The organism is Fervidobacterium pennivorans DSM 9078, assembly GCF_000235405.2.
In the GTDB taxonomy this organism is placed as follows: Bacteria; Thermotogota; Thermotogae; order Thermotogales; family Fervidobacteriaceae; genus Fervidobacterium; species Fervidobacterium pennivorans.
Map to the genome: position 1 here is coordinate 837,160 of NC_017095.1, position 15,624 is coordinate 852,783.

The following is a 15,624-nucleotide window of genomic DNA, read 5'->3' on the forward strand; positions in this document are numbered from 1 at the left end:
ATGTGGATTTTGGTGAGTTTCAATACTTTTAGTTAACATTATCAAAGATTGAAAGGGGGAGCTAGTGATGATAAAACCAGAAAGACGATACCCGCGTATGATAATAAATCTTTCTGCCATAAGAGAGAACGCTTCAAAAGTTGCTCAGCTTTGCCATTCAAGGGGCATAGAGCTTGTTGGAGTTACGAAACTTTCACTTGGGAATCCAACAATTGCAAAGGTAATGCGCACTGCTGGCGTCGACAAAATTGGAGAATCTCGGCTGAAGAATATTCTAAACCTTTACCAAAATGGTGTTCCAGGTCCTTTCCAGTTGCTAAGGATCCCTATGCTCTCGGAAATTCCCCAAGCTGTTCGTTTGGTTGATGAATTCTTGGTTTCTATGCCTGAAGCTGCTTTTGAGATTGATAAACAAGCAGGGGAATTAGATAAAAACGTGAGCATTGTTTATATGATAGATGTTGGAGATTTAAGAGAAGGTGTATGGTTTGAAAACGCGGTTGATGAAATTCTTTCAGTTGCAGGAAAACTAAAGCACGCTATTTTAAGAGGAATAGGAACAAACGTTGGATGTTACGGTGGAGTCCTACCGACAAAAGAAAATATGACCGTGCTTATAGAAATTGCGAAAGAACTAGAATCTAAACTTGGATATAAGTTAGTAATTAGTGGTGGAAGTACAGTTACGCTTAGTCTTTTAGAAAATGGTGCTTTACCAGAAGGAATTAATCAATTCAGGGTAGGCGAAGGCATAATACTTGGAACCGATGCTACGGGAGACAGGGATATTCCATATCTAAGACAAGATACAGTAATTCTGGAGGCAGAAGTTATAGAAGTAGATTACAAGCCGTCTGTTCCTGTTGGAGAGTTGGGGAAAGATGCGTTTGGTAGGACACCACGATTTGAAGACAAAGGATACAGAAAAAGAATTATACTTGCCGTGGGCGAGCAGGATGTTAAACCCGATGGATTAATACCTCTTGTAGATGGCTTGCATGTTCTCCACGCATCAAGTGATCATTTGATAGTCGACACAACAGAAAGCACTGAAACATTTAAATTAGGAGACATTGTTCGTTTCAGAATGAGCTATGGTTGTGCATTGAGAGCGTTCACAAGTCCGTATGTAGAAAAAATATTCATCGAAGATTAACAATGTTTTCCTTTAGTGCATTTCTAACCTTGTCTCTTCTTTCGACGTAAATTTCTTCGCCAGTGAATGGGTCAAAACCTGTGTAGTATATCGTTGTGCTGAGTGTGCCGGGAGTAGGTGTAAATATCTGCACTTGCTGGGGGACATATCCAAGGTGCTTTTTTATGAATTCCCTTAGGTAAATGTTTTCCTTTTCCCCCTCCCCGGGGTGGGCAACTATGAAATAGCCAATAACGTACTTCCTTTGTCTTTTTCTTTTTGCTGCTGCTTCGAACCTTTTTTTGAACTCTAAGAATAGTTCGGCGGAAGGTTTTCTCATGATTTTTAGAACATACGGATGAGCATGTTCAGGTGCTAACTTAAGTTGTCCTGATGTAAAATCAACCAAAGATGATATTATGTAGTCTGCGTTTTTTGAAGCAAGAATCAAATCATGTCTTATACCAGAGCCTACGAATACGTGTTTTACCCTTGGGATACTTTTAACTTTTTTCAAAAGCTCAATGAATTCATCAGTTGCGTCATTTTTATTTTCCCCTGACAAGGCTAACTTACAAACGTTAGGTACTAGACAACTTCTAAGACATTGGCCTCTGGTATTTCTAACCGGACAAGATAAGCCAAACATATTTGCGGTTGGTCCACCAACGTCAACAATAGTTCCACGAAACTCAGGCATTTTGGTGAGAATTTTAACTTCTTCAAGTATTGAATCAACGGAGCGTGAAATAACAAGTGTTGTTTGGTGATTTGTAATTGCACAGAATGAACAGTTTCCAAAGCAACCTCTCACAGCTGTAATGGAAAACTTTACAGTTTCTATAGCCTTTACCGGTCCTTTGGCAAGATAGTAAGGATGAACTCTCCTGGTATATGGTAGCAAATAAAGCTCATCTAACTCATCTTGTGTTAAGGGCAAAGCTGGAGGGTACTGGATAACGTATCGATTATCGTGCTTTTGAACCAGAATTACCTTTTTCAAAGGTTCGGTATTTTCGACCATTATCCTATAAGCTTCTGCATACTTCCGTTTATCATTTACAACCTCTTCATAAGATGGGAGATGAATGAGATTCAAATTTTCTTCTAAGTTTAAACTTTCCAAAGAGCTCTTCCATGTAACGGTTCCCGAAATACCATCGAGGCTCTTTCCTGCAGCTATCCTTTCAGCTATCTCCAAGATAGCGCGTTCACCCATTCCGTAAACTAAGATATCAGCCTTTGAATCCAGAAGTATCGACTTTCTAACCTTATCACTCCACCAATCATAATGTGCGAATCTTCTAAGACTTGCCTCGATACCGCCAATAACTATTTTTACATCCTTGAATACTTGCTTAATCCAGTTCACGTACTGTATAACTGCCCTATCTGGACGCTTGTTATTAACACCACCTGGAGTGTAGTCATCACTTTTTCTTTTCTTACGTGACGCTGTGTAGTTTGCGACCATTGAGTCTACGTTTCCTGATGTAACTCCAAAGAACAAATTAGGTCTTCCAAGCCTTTTTATATCTTCTGGACCTTCCGGTTGTGCTATTATTCCTACCTTATAACCCCTTGCTTCCAACAGCCTACCTAATAAAGCAACTCCAAAAGACGGGTGATCCACGTAGGCATCACCCGTCACTAAGATAACGTCTAAACTTTTTAAATTTCGCGCTTTTATTTCTTCCTCTGTCGTTGGTAAAAACATATTTAAGTTAGAATTTTTCATATATTCTCGTATTTCCTCCTCTCCCACTCAGTGACAGTGGTTGAATATTCCCACCACTCTCGTTCTTTCAATTTTAAGAACTTTTCCCAAATATGTTCGCCAAGGACTTCTCTAACAAGCTTGCTATTTTCAGCTTCGTTTAGTGCTTCTTTTAAATTCGAAGGTAGTCTATAAATACCACGTTTTTGCTTTTCACTTTCGGACATCTGATAAATGTTTTCCTCAACAGCCGCTGGAGGTTCTATCTTGTTCTCAATTCCGTCCAATCCAGCTGCAAGAATTACGGCAAATGCCAAATACGGGTTGCATGATGGATCCGGAGACCTGTACTCGATTCTCGTTGATTTTCCTCTAGCTTTTGGTATCCTTATCAACGCTGTTCTGTTTCCCTTACTCCAAGCAATGTTCACAGGAGCCTCATAACCAGGAACGAGCCTTTTGTAACTGTTGATCGTTGGGTTCGTTATAGCCGTTATTTCTCGCGCATGTGCAATCAGACCACCTATAAAGTATCTCATAACTTGAGATATCCCATCAGGAGTGCTTTCATCGTAAAAGGCGTTTTTCCCGTCGAGTGTAAATAAGCTCATATGAACATGCATTCCGCTACCATTTACACCAAAGAACGGTTTTGGCATAAACGTTGCATAGAGATTGTTCTTTATAGCAAGCGTTTTTATTACAAGCTTCACAGTCTGAACGTTATCAGCTGCAATAACAGGTTCTGCGTATCTAAAATCTACCTCATGTTGTGAAGGTGCAACCTCATGATGAGTAGTCTCAACATCCAGTCCCATTTCCTCTAAGTGAACAGATACTTCCGTCCTGATATGCTCTGCAATATCAACTGGTAGAAGGTCAAAATAACTACCGCTGTCTAAGAATTCGAAAACGGGTCTGTTATTTTGCCTTGGAAGGATGAAAAATTCAACTTCTGGACCTGCGTAGGGTATGAACCCCATCTTTCGAGCCTTTTCTTCAACAAGCTTTAACCTATATCTTGGGTCACCATCGAAGGGATGTTCAAAATCGCTGTAAACATCACATATAATTCTCGCACTTCTGTGACCGTCAAACGTCCAAGGAAGCATAGCCACAGTTCTTAGATCTGGTTTGAGGTACATATCAGATTCATAAAGCCTTGCAAACCCCTCAACGGAAGAACCATCAAACATGATACCCGATTCTAAAGCTGTTTCAAGTTCATCAACAGGGATTTCAACATTTTTCATCATCCCGTTTATATCCGTAAACTGTAATCTTACAAACCTGACCTGGTTTTCTTCCACAAACCTAAAAAGCTCCTCACGAGTCATCTCTTTGTTTGACGCCATAACTTCCCCCCCACTTTTTGTAATCTAAAAATAGTGAGTAAAAACGCGCAATAACAACTATGACTGTATTTTATCACTTTCACACTTAACAGTCAATTATAATCACACATTTTTGGAACTCTCGTCCAACGCACAGTTAACACAAAAAAGGAAGATGCACGATGTATCAAAACCTTTTCGTTGACAATTTTAGCTTTACCTCTTATAATCTTATTGAGAATCATTCTCAACTACACTTTAAAATCATCCTTCCTAATTCCAAAAAGTGAGGTGAAACATGTGAAACTGTCAGAGGTACCTGTTGGTGCCAGAGTCGTGGTTAAAAATGTAGAAGAATCGGAAATTTCGCCAAAACTCAGAGCCATTGGTATCTTGCCCGGGGTAACGATAACAGTGGTAAAGAATGCGCCAATGGGCGACCCGAGGATGTACAAAGTTTTCAATAAACTTATAAGTTTGAGGCAGTCAGAAGCAAGTCTTGTTGAAGTTGAAATACTTAAAGATTCAGTTATCCCCCTTTCCATTGCCGTCCCAGGATTGTATAAAGTAAAACAAATTTTGGGAGGATATGGTGTACATCGATGGTTGTCGAAAATCGGAATAACGGAAGGTTCAACTATTAAATTACTTGAGGATAGAAGAGTTGTTACACCGTTGGGAACTTTTGTTATCGGCTTCGGAAAGCTTTCAAAGATACTTGTAATAAGTGCTGAAACTCAATCCGAGCAAGGGAGTTGAAGACTATGGTGATAACTGTAGGCTTATTGGGCAACCCAAATGTTGGAAAAACCAGCCTTTTCAATAAATTAGTAGGTGCCAGGCAGTACGTTGCTAACTGGCCCGGAGTAACAGTTACGAGGATTGAGGGGGCTACAACTTACAAGGATTACACCTTACATTTTGTTGATTTACCAGGTGTTTACAGTCTAACAGCTACGTCTGTGGATGAGAAATTGACAAGAGATTACCTACTTTTTTCTCCACCAAACGTTACCGTTGTTGTTATAGATAGCATGAGCCCTGAACAAGGGATGTTTTTACTCTTAGAAGCTTGCGAGCTTGGATTAAACGTAATCGCAGCCTTTAATGCCATTGACGAAGCGAAAAAATCAGGAATAAAGATTGATAAATCTTCGCTTGAAAAATTTCTCAGAGTTCCAGTAGTGCTTACATCTGCCCACACAGGAGAAGGAATCGAAGAGCTTAAAGAAAAGATTGTGGAATCCTTCAGAAAAGCAACAAGACCTATCGTAATAGATTATGGAAACGAAACTGAAGAAAAGATTAAAGAAGTAGAGCAATGTGTAGAAGAAACTTTCAATAAAAGATTTACCGCAATCAAAATCATTGAAGGGGACAAATATGCAAGGAGGTTTTTGAAAAAAGATTGCCCGAACGATATATTAGACACGATTCCTCAGGAAATCAGAACATCAATACCTTCAACGAAATATGAATACATAACAAACGTTGTCCAGCTTTCGATTCAAAGAACAGACGAAACACTTACAGTTACAGAAGCCCTCGACCACGTTTTGACACATAAGTATATAGGTATTCCCATATTCTTGGCTCTAATGTACTTGGCGTTCAATTTTACTTTCAAGGTATCAGAACCTTTGGTAGGGTTACTTGAGTACCTTTTTGAAAAAATCGCTGATTCTGTAGGAAGTGAAACCATAGTAAGTTCATTAATATCGCAAGGAATCATAAATGGTGTAGGTAGCGTTTTGGCTTTTGTTCCAAGTATCTTTGCACTCTTCTTTGCACTTGGAATCATGGAAGAGAGCGGTTATCTCCCACGAATAGCCTTTTTAGTCGACAAGTTAATGTATTCATTGAGATTAACCGGTAGGTCTTTCATGACATTGTTGTTAGGTTTCGGATGTAATGTAAGCAGTGTCATGGCAGCCCGTGGTTTAGCGGACGAACGCGAAAGAGTTACAACCATCTTGGTTTCACCTTTCATTAGTTGTAGTGCTAGGATTCCTGTGTATCTTCTGATTGTTAACGTGGCATTCCCTAATCACAAAGTAGAAGCCTTTTTTGCAATATACGTCTTGAGCCTTCTTCTTACAGCTTTGTCATCGAGGATAGTAAACAAAGTAATTCTTAAGGGCCAATCAGTGCCTCTTGTTATGGAATTACCTAGGTACCGTTTCCCTAAATTCTCAAACATTCTAACTTACGTGTGGAACAGAGGAAAGCACTTCCTAGAAAAAGCCGGAACGATTATTTTTGCTGCAAGTATCGTAATTTGGGCGCTAACTTATTTTCCAGGTAGAGGAGACGTAGATAACAGCTTCGTTTCTATGCTTGGAAAATTTCTTCAACCGTTATTTGCACCTTTAGGATTTTCATGGCAAATAGTGTCAGCTCTTATATTTGGCGGAGTTGCAAAGGAAGTCATAGTATCTTCACTTTCCCAATTTTACGGCGATGTGTCTAATATTCATTTCGACCCTCTCGTAGGTGCGACACTAATGACCTTTGTACTTGGTTATATGCCATGTTTTGCTACACTTGCAGCAATAAAAAGCGAAACGAATAGTTTAAAATATACTTTATTTACAATATTTTACAGTCTAGGTATTTCCTATCTGCTTTCGTTGGTAGTATATACAGTAGGAAGGTGGATATTATGAAAAGTATCAACAGAATGCTTGCAGTAATGTTAGTTCTTTCCGTGTTAACTTTTGTTTTATACGTTAGCGAAGGACAATATGTATTCTCCTTGGTGATACTGTCGTTTGTGTCCGTTCTAATATCAGGTTTTCAAGAATTTGGAAGTAATGCATACACTTTTAAAATCGCACACTTGTATGTTGGAAGCATACTTTTTTTGATTGCTGCAGGATATGTATTCTTCACGTTCGCATTTTCTATAGTTAATATCCTTATAGGTGAAGAAGTCTATAAACTGTCTCCTGGAGACCTTATGCTTTTGATTACTGGTGCATACTCAATTATATACGTAATCCACTTACGAAAATCGGCGTTAAAATCTGATAGAACAAGTTCAATAAATACAGATGCCAATAAAACCTGTTGTCACTGATTAATGGTGGTAGTATAATAAGAACAGAAGACAAGTCAAAATAAACCTCCCTTCGTATGTCCAAGGGAAGTCCGGTGGAAATCCGGCACGGGGCCGCCACCGTGAGCGGGGACGAAACCTGCAGAGTGCCACTGGCTTTAAAGCTGGGAAGGCGCAGGGAGTAGGATGATCCGCGAGTCGGGAGACCTGACATACGAAGGAAGGTAGCCATCCACCACGTAGCCTGGGGATGGCAACAAATTTTTGCAAAGAGGGAGGTTTTTTTGTATGGTCAAGTCGTTTTCTCTTGGTTCTTTACGAAAGCTTTTCGTGGTATTCATGCTTATCGCAACAGTTCTTTCACTGGCTATTGCGGTTGTTGATGATGCCGGAAGAATTGTGAATATTCCAATGCCACCACGAAGAGTCGTCTCTGCTGCGCCAAGTGCGACAAGGTATTTACAAGCTCTTGGACTTGAAAACCGAATCGTCGGTGTCACAGCTTGGGATAACTACAAAAAGGCAGAGAACATAGGAAACATGGTACCTTTAAACATCGAGAAAATTCATTCTCTAAAGCCTGATCTGGTTATCATGTTTGGTGGCTTCCAATTTCCAGAAGTAGAAAAACTAGAAAAAGCAAATCTTACAGCTTATGTTTTAAACGCAAATACTTTGACAGATATAATTAAAGCTGTAAGTCAATTAGGGGCTGTTTTCAATGTCAAAAGCAAAGCCGACAAGCTTGTCTCCGAGCTTAGAAATAAAATGACAGAAATTGGGCAAAGAACTTCAAAAATTCCATTGGAGAGCAGGCCCACAGTGTTTTTCACAGTAACAACACCTGACGAAAATGCAAAACAACTATGGACAGCAGGAACTGGTTCCTACATGAATGAACTTATTGTCATCGCCGGTGGTAGAAATATAGCAGCTCCATACACAGGAAACAACGGATGGTTACCCGTGAATTGGGAGTGGCTTGTTAAAAACGACCCTGATATCATAGTAATCGGTGCATATGGGGACCCAAAAGAAGTCGAGCAAGCTGTGAAAAACCATCCAATAATGAAGAATTTAAAAGCGGTAAAACAAGGTAAAGTTTTGATAGTCGATGGTGATGAGGTTAGCCAAGCAGCACCACATCTTTTCAAGTATTTGGATATTTTCTATAACTTCTTCTATGGAGGTAAGTAATAATTGAGTAAGAACAGAAACTGGTTTCAAACGTTGGGGAGGTATTCCCTCCCCTTTGTTTTCGTTATAGTGTTTGTTTTCAACTTGTCCTTTGGAACAGTGTATGTAAGTCCTTTGAAAATATTCCAACTTCTCCGGCAAGAAAGTGCTGAGAAGTACATGATATGGAACTTGAGGTTTCCAAGAGTCTTAATGGCAACATTAACAGGGATAGCATTGTCGTTGGTAGGAAACATATTTCAAGCGATAATGAAGAATCCTCTTGTTGACCCTTATCTTATCGGCACATCTGCTGGTGCTAGTTTTGGTGCACTGTTAGCAATATATTTTATTGTAAACTCAATTGCGCATGTGAGTATTCCAACGATGAGTTTTATTTTCGCAGTGATTGCCTCAAGTCTTTCCATATTACTAGCGAAAAAAGGTAACGTGGTACCAACTGTTCATCTTGTTTTAAGCGGTGTACTGGTTAGCACCCTATTTTCTGCAGGTAGTATGTTGCTTTTAAACATTGCAAATAAATCTCTCGTGACCGGACACGTTTGGCTTTACGGTTCTTTCTCCGGGATGACTTTCCGAGATTTGATAGTCCCTGCATCTTCTTTGGGAGTGTTCGTCACTTTGGCTTTCACACTGAGTAAGCAATTGGATGCCATGACCTTGGGTGAAAAAGAAGCAAAAAGTCTAGGAATCAACGTGGAAGCCTTGAAATGGACATTTTACTTGCTTGGTTCATTTGTTACTGCTACGTTTGTCTCCAAAACAGGTATCATAGGGTTTGTTGGATTGGTTGTTCCACACATGGCACGGATAATTGCAGGACCCAAACATAGTAAAAACCTCTTAGCGACGGTTTTAATAGGCGGGATACTAATGTCGGTTTGTGATACACTTGCACGCACGTTGTTAAATCCTGTTGAAATTCCCGTTGGAATTATCACGTCGTTTATAGGTGCCCCATTTATGTTTGTCTTGTTGAAATGGAAAAATGGGGTTGCAAAATGATTTATTATCAAGCTAACAAATATAAGAGTTGACTAATATTTACAGTCAAAGTAAAATAGAAAAAAGTTTAATGGAAATCTTTTTACGTACTCTCGGGGCAGGGTGAAATTCCCGACCGGCGGTGAAAGCCCGCGAGCCCTCTATAAATGTAGAGGGTTGATCCGGTGGAATTCCGGAGCCGACGGTGATAGTCCGGATGGGAGAGAGTACGATAGATAAGTTACCAGCTTGCCATATTTATCTATCCTGTTAATAACAAAAATTTAAGCCCCGAGAGATTTTCTCGGGGCTTTTTGTTTTAAACTAGGAGGGAATTTTATGGGAAAGTCTGGAGTGCCTAATAATGATGAGTTTTATATGAAAATAGCTCTAAGGTTGGCTAAAAAAGGACTTGGTTTTGTTAATCCGAATCCTCCTGTTGGAGCGGTAATTGTAAAGGACGGGAACATAATAGGTAGAGGGTATCACACACGTTTTGGTGCTCTTCATGCTGAAAGAGAAGCTTTGTTAGATGCCAAGAAAAAAGGAGTCGATGTATCTGGTGCGACAATGTATGTAACGCTGGAACCTTGTGACCACTACGGAAAAACGTCGCCATGTACCAATGCGATTATTGAAAGTGGAATAAAAAGGGTAGTTATTGCAGCGCGCGACCCTAATCCGGTCAGTGGAGATGGGATTAAAAAACTGCTGAAAAATGGAATAGAAGTTAAAGTTGGGGTTCTGGAAGATGAAGCAAAGGAAGTTGCAAAGTTCTTCTTCAAATACGTTACGACCGGTCTTCCATACGTCACACTTAAATATGCTTCCACCCTTGATGGAAAGATTGCCGATAAAATTGGAAGTTCAAAGTGGATTACTCAAGAACTACGAAAAGAAGTGCATAAATTGAGAAGTATTCATAAAGCTGTCTTAGTGGGGGCTGAAACCGTGCTAAAAGATAATCCCATACTCAACGTTAGGCTACCAAAAATGAAGTTCAAAAACCCAGATGTCGTTGTTCTTGATGAGAATGGAAGAGTCTTAAAAAAAGTTATTGCCGACATTGATAAGTTTGAGTTGTTTAATCCCAATTACGATAGGAGAGTTATTATTTTTTCTTCAAACCAGTGCCAAAACATCGAATTTCCTGAGTACGTAAAAGTAAAGACTCCAGAAAATCTTTCTGTAGAAAACATTTTAAAAGAGTTGGCAAAAGAAGGTATCGATTCTTTGTTAATTGAAGGTGGTGCTTCTGTATTTTCACAATTTTTGCCCTACGCGGATGAGGTATACGGTTTCTATGCAACCAAGGTATTTGGTAAAGGGAAATCGATTTTTGAACATTTGGAAATTCCAGTCGAGGAAAGTGAAATACCATTCGAAATTCAAAATTTAAAAATCTCCAAGAATATGAAAGAACTAATGGTGGTGATGAGAAGATGTTCACAGGGATTATTCAGCACGTATGTAAAGGATACTTCGATGGTAAGAGGTTGATTATCGAAAACCCTTGGCGATGTCCCAAAGACAGTTCACACTGTGTTGTCATTGGTGAAAGTATATCCGTCAATGGCGCATGTTTAACTGTGGTTAAGGTTGACGAAAACCTACACTTCGATGTCGGAGTGGAAACTTTGAATAAGACAAACCTGCGTTTTGAAAAGTATTTCAACTTAGAACGGGCGTTACGAGTGGGAGATTCGTTGTCTGGTCATTATGTTACAGGACACGTTGATGGGACAACTATTTTCCTTTCAAAACAAACTGCGAAAAATTCCGTGCTTATGACTTTCAAAAAACCAAGAGAATACTGGGGAATTATACAAAAAGGTTCAATAGCCCTTAACGGTATAAGCTTAACAATAGCATCTGTATCCGACGAAACATTCACAGTCCAAGTAATTCCACATACTCTCGAGAAAACCAACTTAAAGTTCTTAGTCCCAGGTTCACCTGTAAATTATGAAATCGATATTTTTGCGCGATATATGAAAGGGGTGTTAGATACATGGATGAGGAATTTGTACAATCTATCAGAGATGACTTTTTAAATGGTAAACCTGTGGTTGTCATTGACGAAGAACGTGAAATTGAAGCAGATTTCGTCTTTCCAGCAGAGTTAATGGACGAACGTATAACCGAATTTTTTGTACGTTACGGAAAAGGTCTTTTCTGTGTTGTCGGTCCAGAAGAAAACCTTCTTAAAAGAGGTTTTTTCAGGCTACCCTCCAATTATGGAGCTAATTATTTCGTTCCCATTGATTGGGGCACTGGGACTGGTATAAGTACAATTGAAAGAGCTACAACTTGCAACAAAATCTCCGACGAGACCACAACCCTACAAGATTTCAAATATCCCGGTCATGTAACGTTAATAGGTGCAAAAGAATTCACCACTCGGCGTGGGCACAGCGAATCCTCTGTCGAACTTGTTAGATTGTTAGGGTTTAAACCTTTCAGCTGCATTGTAGAAATTCTCGATGAAACTGGAAACTCTCACAATTTGGAATACGTGAAAGATTTGGCTAAGCATTTTAAATTAAAAGTTATTACTATAAACCAGATTTGGAAACTATACGTAAAGCATGAAAAACTCATAGAAGTAAAAGCCGTGGCAAGGTTACCAACAGAATACGGCGAATTTGAAATCTATGCTTTTGATAACAAACTTGATGGAAAGGAGCACGTAGCAATTGTAAGAAAATGGCCTGACCAATCAATCCCTCTTGTCCGCATCCATTCCGAGTGCTTTACAGGAGACACGCTTTCTTCACTAAGATGTGACTGTGGTAGTCAGCTTTCAAGCGCATTAAAAAGGATAGCCGAAAATGGAGGAATATTGATTTACCTAAGACAAGAAGGAAGAGGCATAGGTTTGACCAACAAAATTAAAGCCTACAGCTTGCAAGACAAAGGGATAGACACCTACGAAGCGAATGTTAAACTTGGTTTCAAACCAGACGAACGTGACTACGCTGCTGCTTACCAGATACTAAAATCCCTTGGTGTACAGCGGATAGTATTACTTACAAACAATCCAGAAAAAGTTAAACAACTTGAGGATTTCGGCATCAGTGTAGAAAGAACAGAGAGACTGTTCGGTAGACTAACAGAGCATAACAAATTTTACCTGAAAACAAAAATGGTGAGATTCAATCACTTATTGGAGGGTATCGAAGGTTTAATTTAAAAACTCTCACGTACTTTAAACAGAGAAAATGGTGAAAACTGAGAAGGGGGTAAAGAGCACATGGAAGGTAAAACCATGCAAACAAAACTGAAAGTCCACGAAGGAATTTACGACGGAAGCGGTTTGAAATTTGCCATCATTGTTCCAAGGTTCAACAGCACAGTAACAGAACGACTCCTTGAGGGTGCGATAGATTGTTTGACAAGACATAATGTCAGGGAAGAAGACATCTCAATTATACGCGTCCCGGGAAGTATGGAAGTTATATTTGCGCTTAATTATTTGGTTAACTTCCAATCTAATAGCTTCGATGCTATCATTGTACTAGGAGCTGTCATACAAGGTGAAACATACCACTTCAACATCGTTGCAAATGAGATAGGAAAAGCCGTCGCACATTTTAATTCAATATCAAAAATTCCTATAACTTTCGGTGTTCTAACCACAGAGACTGTAGAACAAGCACTGAATAGAGCAGGAATTAAGAGCGGTAACAAAGGATTTGAAGCTGCCATGGCAGCATTGGAAATGGCTAATTTGAAAAGAATGCTAGGCAGTTAAAAAGTCTCTGTGATAAAATTAGACATGATATGTTCGAACTTCATTAAATTTAAAGGTTAATCAATCCCTTGTGTAAATAAGCGAGAGGAGGTGCTCAGGCATGGAGGATATTACTATCAAAGCCTTAGGACTCACAAAAAAATTCGGTGATTTTACTGCTGTGGATAATGTGAACTTAGAGGTTAAACGTGGTGAAATATTTGGATTTCTTGGGCCAAACGGTGCAGGAAAGACGACCACCATAAGGATGCTAACGGGGGTCTTGAAACCAACAAGCGGAAAGGTAGAAATTCTTGGACTTGATATGAAAGACCACGAAACAGAGATAAAAAGAAGAATCGGTGTGGTTCCAGATGAACCTAAAATATATGAACATCTAAAAGGCTACGAATTCTTAGATTTTATCATCGCAATTTACAGATTGAACAAGCAGGAATTAAAACATCGCATTGAAGAATTATGTAATGCCTTTGGAGTGGATTATCTCTCCAAATTCGTGGGTGAGATGTCTCACGGAATGAAACAAAAACTTATGCTCATATCCGTACTCATGAGGAAACCCGAAGTTCTTTTCTTAGATGAACCAACTGTTGGACTTGATGCAAGAAGCGCAAAGATATTGAAGGAATTACTCCGAAAATATGCAGATGAAGGAACAACAATATTCATGACGACTCATATACTTGAGATAGCAGAAAAGATGTGCGACCGCGTTGCTATAATAAATAATGGACAGATTATCGTTGAAAGTTACATTGCTGAATTGAAAGAGAAACACGGAAAGTCACTTGAAGATATATTCCTTTCACTCACAGCAACCGAAGACATTAGAGACATTGTAGAAAGCCTGTAACTACACATTGAAAACGTACAACTCCAAGGAACGGGGGATAAAACTATGCGAGAACTTAGAATTCTATTCAAGTATCTTGGGCTTTCTTTAAATCTGCAGAATACGGCAAAAACTAAACGAAAGAAGATTACAAGTTCAAAGGAACCAAATTACGCCTTGCGATACATCTTGCTTATGTTTAGTTCAATCCTTCCTATGGCTGTATTTTTGACGATTTCCAATTACAATATATACAAGCTTTTAGCACACTATCCAGACGTTGCTAAGTCATTCTTTATCTCCTCAATGTCCATATTCTCACTCTTTTACGTTGTAGGATTTATTGGAACAGGTATGCATGCCTTCTCAAGAAGTGACGAAATGGAACTCCTTCTTACAATGCCAATAAGCCGGAGTGTGCTTACCGTATATAACTTAATCGTAACCCTAGCTAATCAATTTTTTACGCTTGGTTTTTTTGTAGCTTCTGTCCTTGGATTTTTACTGGCGGTTAGGACTAACATCTTTGGTTTCATTCTTCGAACTTTACTCCACATTGCTTTCTTGACATCGCTCTCAGCACTTCTTGCGGTAGTGAGTGGAGGAATCAGTTCAAAACGGTTTGTTAGAAGGTTAAATGCGGTAATTCTTCTTCTACTTGTTGCTGTTTATCTATTCTTCGTTCAGATTCAAGATGTGAATGTTGAACAACTCGGTGAAAACGCGCGGTTTGTAAAATTTGTGGCTTTTACTACGTCAAAATATAACCCATTTAATTGGTCTTATTCAGATGACCGTTTGTTATTAATATCCGTAATCATCTTAACAGGTGCTTTTCTGTATTCATTTTGGTACTTTGCAGAGCGCGTGGTTTATGAAAACACACACGCCAAGAAAGAAAAAAACAAACCGAACGAAGTTATCGTCAACCAAAGAACATACGCCTCAAAGTTTGGAGGTTTCTTGTGGAAAGATTTGAAACTCCTTTCACGTAGCGAACAATTTGTATTCCTCATATTTTACCCTGCCGTCTTTTCCTTTTTCATGCTTTTTGCAGGTGGTTCTTCAATGAATGCTGCTATTCCATTTTTAGCCATTGCTTCTCTTTACTGCGCTATCGAGGCAGGGTTATTGACCAGGAACGATTTCGAGTACAGAGAAATATTACGGACACTTCCAGTAACCACACAAACGATAATAACTCCAAAACTAGCAATACCAATCATCTTAAATGAAAGTTTGTTGATTATAGTGGCTGTTATCTCTTACATTTTCGGAAAGTTTGAAAAAAATAGTCTGTTCCTATTCCCTTTGTCAATTGCAATTTTTGGGTTAAGTGCACTGATAGGTTCATACTACAGTATTGTTGACCCAGGTAAGACCAAAAACAATCCGTTTTCTTTGAAAGCAACATTCATAATAGAGGGTATTGTGTTGGGATTATCTTTCGGTCTGCCTATAACGTTGACCATAATTTTGGCAAAACCTAGTCTAACCACTTGGAAATTCTACGCTGTTTGGCTAACGTTCATCGGTTCTCTAATTGCGTTGATTATTCTAATGATGATTTACTATCGGAAATTAAAACATGTGTTAACACAAAAAGATTAAAG

The 15,624-nt window shown here is 39.1% G+C and carries 14 protein-coding genes and 2 riboswitches; of the genes, 12 read left to right on the forward strand and 2 right to left on the reverse strand.

Features of this window, described 5'->3' with window-relative positions; translation table 11 throughout:
• Window positions 1–67 precede the first annotated feature (67 nt).
• Entirely contained in the window at window positions 68–1,156 is a 1,089-nt protein-coding gene (locus FERPE_RS03870; RefSeq protein WP_014451348.1) for an alanine/ornithine racemase family PLP-dependent enzyme, read from the forward strand.
• On the opposite strand, the gene FERPE_RS03875 is transcribed toward FERPE_RS03870, so the two are convergent.
• Window positions 1,143–2,852, reverse strand: coding sequence for a YgiQ family radical SAM protein (locus tag FERPE_RS03875; RefSeq protein ID WP_041263232.1), 1,710 nt, complete (start codon window positions 2,850–2,852; stop codon window positions 1,143–1,145). The two genes, FERPE_RS03870 and FERPE_RS03875, sit on opposite strands and share 14 nt — an antisense overlap.
• 17 nt (window positions 2,853–2,869) lie before the next feature.
• Entirely contained in the window at window positions 2,870–4,189 is a 1,320-nt protein-coding gene (locus tag FERPE_RS03880; RefSeq protein WP_041263233.1) for a glutamine synthetase family protein, read from the reverse strand.
• Window positions 4,190–4,486: 297 nt separating this feature from the next.
• Between FERPE_RS03880 and FERPE_RS03885 the strand changes: the two genes are divergently transcribed.
• The 11 genes from FERPE_RS03885 (at window position 4,487) to FERPE_RS03935 (ending at window position 15,622) form a co-directional block, all read left to right on the forward strand.
• Window positions 4,487–4,945, forward strand: a complete 459-nt coding sequence (locus tag FERPE_RS03885) for a FeoA family protein (protein WP_014451351.1) — start codon at window positions 4,487–4,489, stop codon at window positions 4,943–4,945.
• Between the two features lie 5 nt (window positions 4,946–4,950).
• Entirely contained in the window at window positions 4,951–6,852 is a 1,902-nt protein-coding gene (feoB, locus tag FERPE_RS03890; protein WP_014451352.1) for a ferrous iron transport protein B, read from the forward strand.
• Window positions 6,849–7,265 carry a hypothetical protein gene (locus FERPE_RS03895; RefSeq protein WP_014451353.1) on the forward strand — a complete coding sequence of 139 codons (417 nt, stop codon included), beginning with the start codon at window positions 6,849–6,851 and terminating at the stop codon, window positions 7,263–7,265. Before feoB ends, FERPE_RS03895 begins: the two co-directional genes overlap by 4 nt.
• Before the next feature lie 40 nt (window positions 7,266–7,305).
• Window positions 7,306–7,473: riboswitch (cobalamin riboswitch) on the forward strand.
• Between the two features lie 59 nt (window positions 7,474–7,532).
• Window positions 7,533–8,441 (forward strand): ABC transporter substrate-binding protein, encoded by a 909-nt coding sequence (locus tag FERPE_RS03900; protein WP_014451354.1) that lies wholly within the window; start codon window positions 7,533–7,535, stop codon window positions 8,439–8,441.
• A gap of 3 nt (window positions 8,442–8,444) precedes the next feature.
• Window positions 8,445–9,446, forward strand: coding sequence for a FecCD family ABC transporter permease (locus tag FERPE_RS03905; RefSeq protein ID WP_014451355.1), 1,002 nt, complete (start codon window positions 8,445–8,447; stop codon window positions 9,444–9,446).
• 84 nt (window positions 9,447–9,530) lie between these two features.
• Window positions 9,531–9,658, forward strand: a riboswitch (FMN riboswitch).
• Between the two features lie 106 nt (window positions 9,659–9,764).
• Window positions 9,765–10,925, forward strand: a complete 1,161-nt coding sequence (gene ribD, locus FERPE_RS03910; RefSeq protein WP_014451356.1) for a bifunctional diaminohydroxyphosphoribosylaminopyrimidine deaminase/5-amino-6-(5-phosphoribosylamino)uracil reductase RibD — start codon at window positions 9,765–9,767, stop codon at window positions 10,923–10,925.
• A complete protein-coding gene (locus tag FERPE_RS03915; RefSeq protein WP_014451357.1) occupies window positions 10,868–11,479 on the forward strand; it encodes a riboflavin synthase in 612 nt (203 codons plus the stop codon). The genes ribD and FERPE_RS03915 overlap by 58 nt, the downstream gene beginning before the upstream one ends.
• A complete protein-coding gene (locus FERPE_RS03920; RefSeq protein WP_014451358.1) occupies window positions 11,437–12,618 on the forward strand; it encodes a bifunctional 3,4-dihydroxy-2-butanone-4-phosphate synthase/GTP cyclohydrolase II in 1,182 nt (393 codons plus the stop codon). The genes FERPE_RS03915 and FERPE_RS03920 overlap by 43 nt, the downstream gene beginning before the upstream one ends.
• A gap of 87 nt (window positions 12,619–12,705) precedes the next feature.
• Window positions 12,706–13,179: a 6,7-dimethyl-8-ribityllumazine synthase gene (gene ribH, locus FERPE_RS03925; protein ID WP_041263243.1), complete on the forward strand. Its 474-nt coding sequence runs from the start codon at window positions 12,706–12,708 to the stop codon at window positions 13,177–13,179.
• Window positions 13,180–13,279: 100 nt separating this feature from the next.
• The gene (locus tag FERPE_RS03930; protein WP_014451360.1) at window positions 13,280–14,032 is read left to right on the forward strand and encodes an ABC transporter ATP-binding protein; all 753 of its coding nucleotides are present in this window, start codon (window positions 13,280–13,282) and stop codon (window positions 14,030–14,032) included.
• 45 nt (window positions 14,033–14,077) lie between these two features.
• The gene (locus tag FERPE_RS03935) at window positions 14,078–15,622 is read left to right on the forward strand and encodes a permease (protein WP_014451361.1); all 1,545 of its coding nucleotides are present in this window, start codon (window positions 14,078–14,080) and stop codon (window positions 15,620–15,622) included.
• Window positions 15,623–15,624 lie beyond the last annotated feature (2 nt).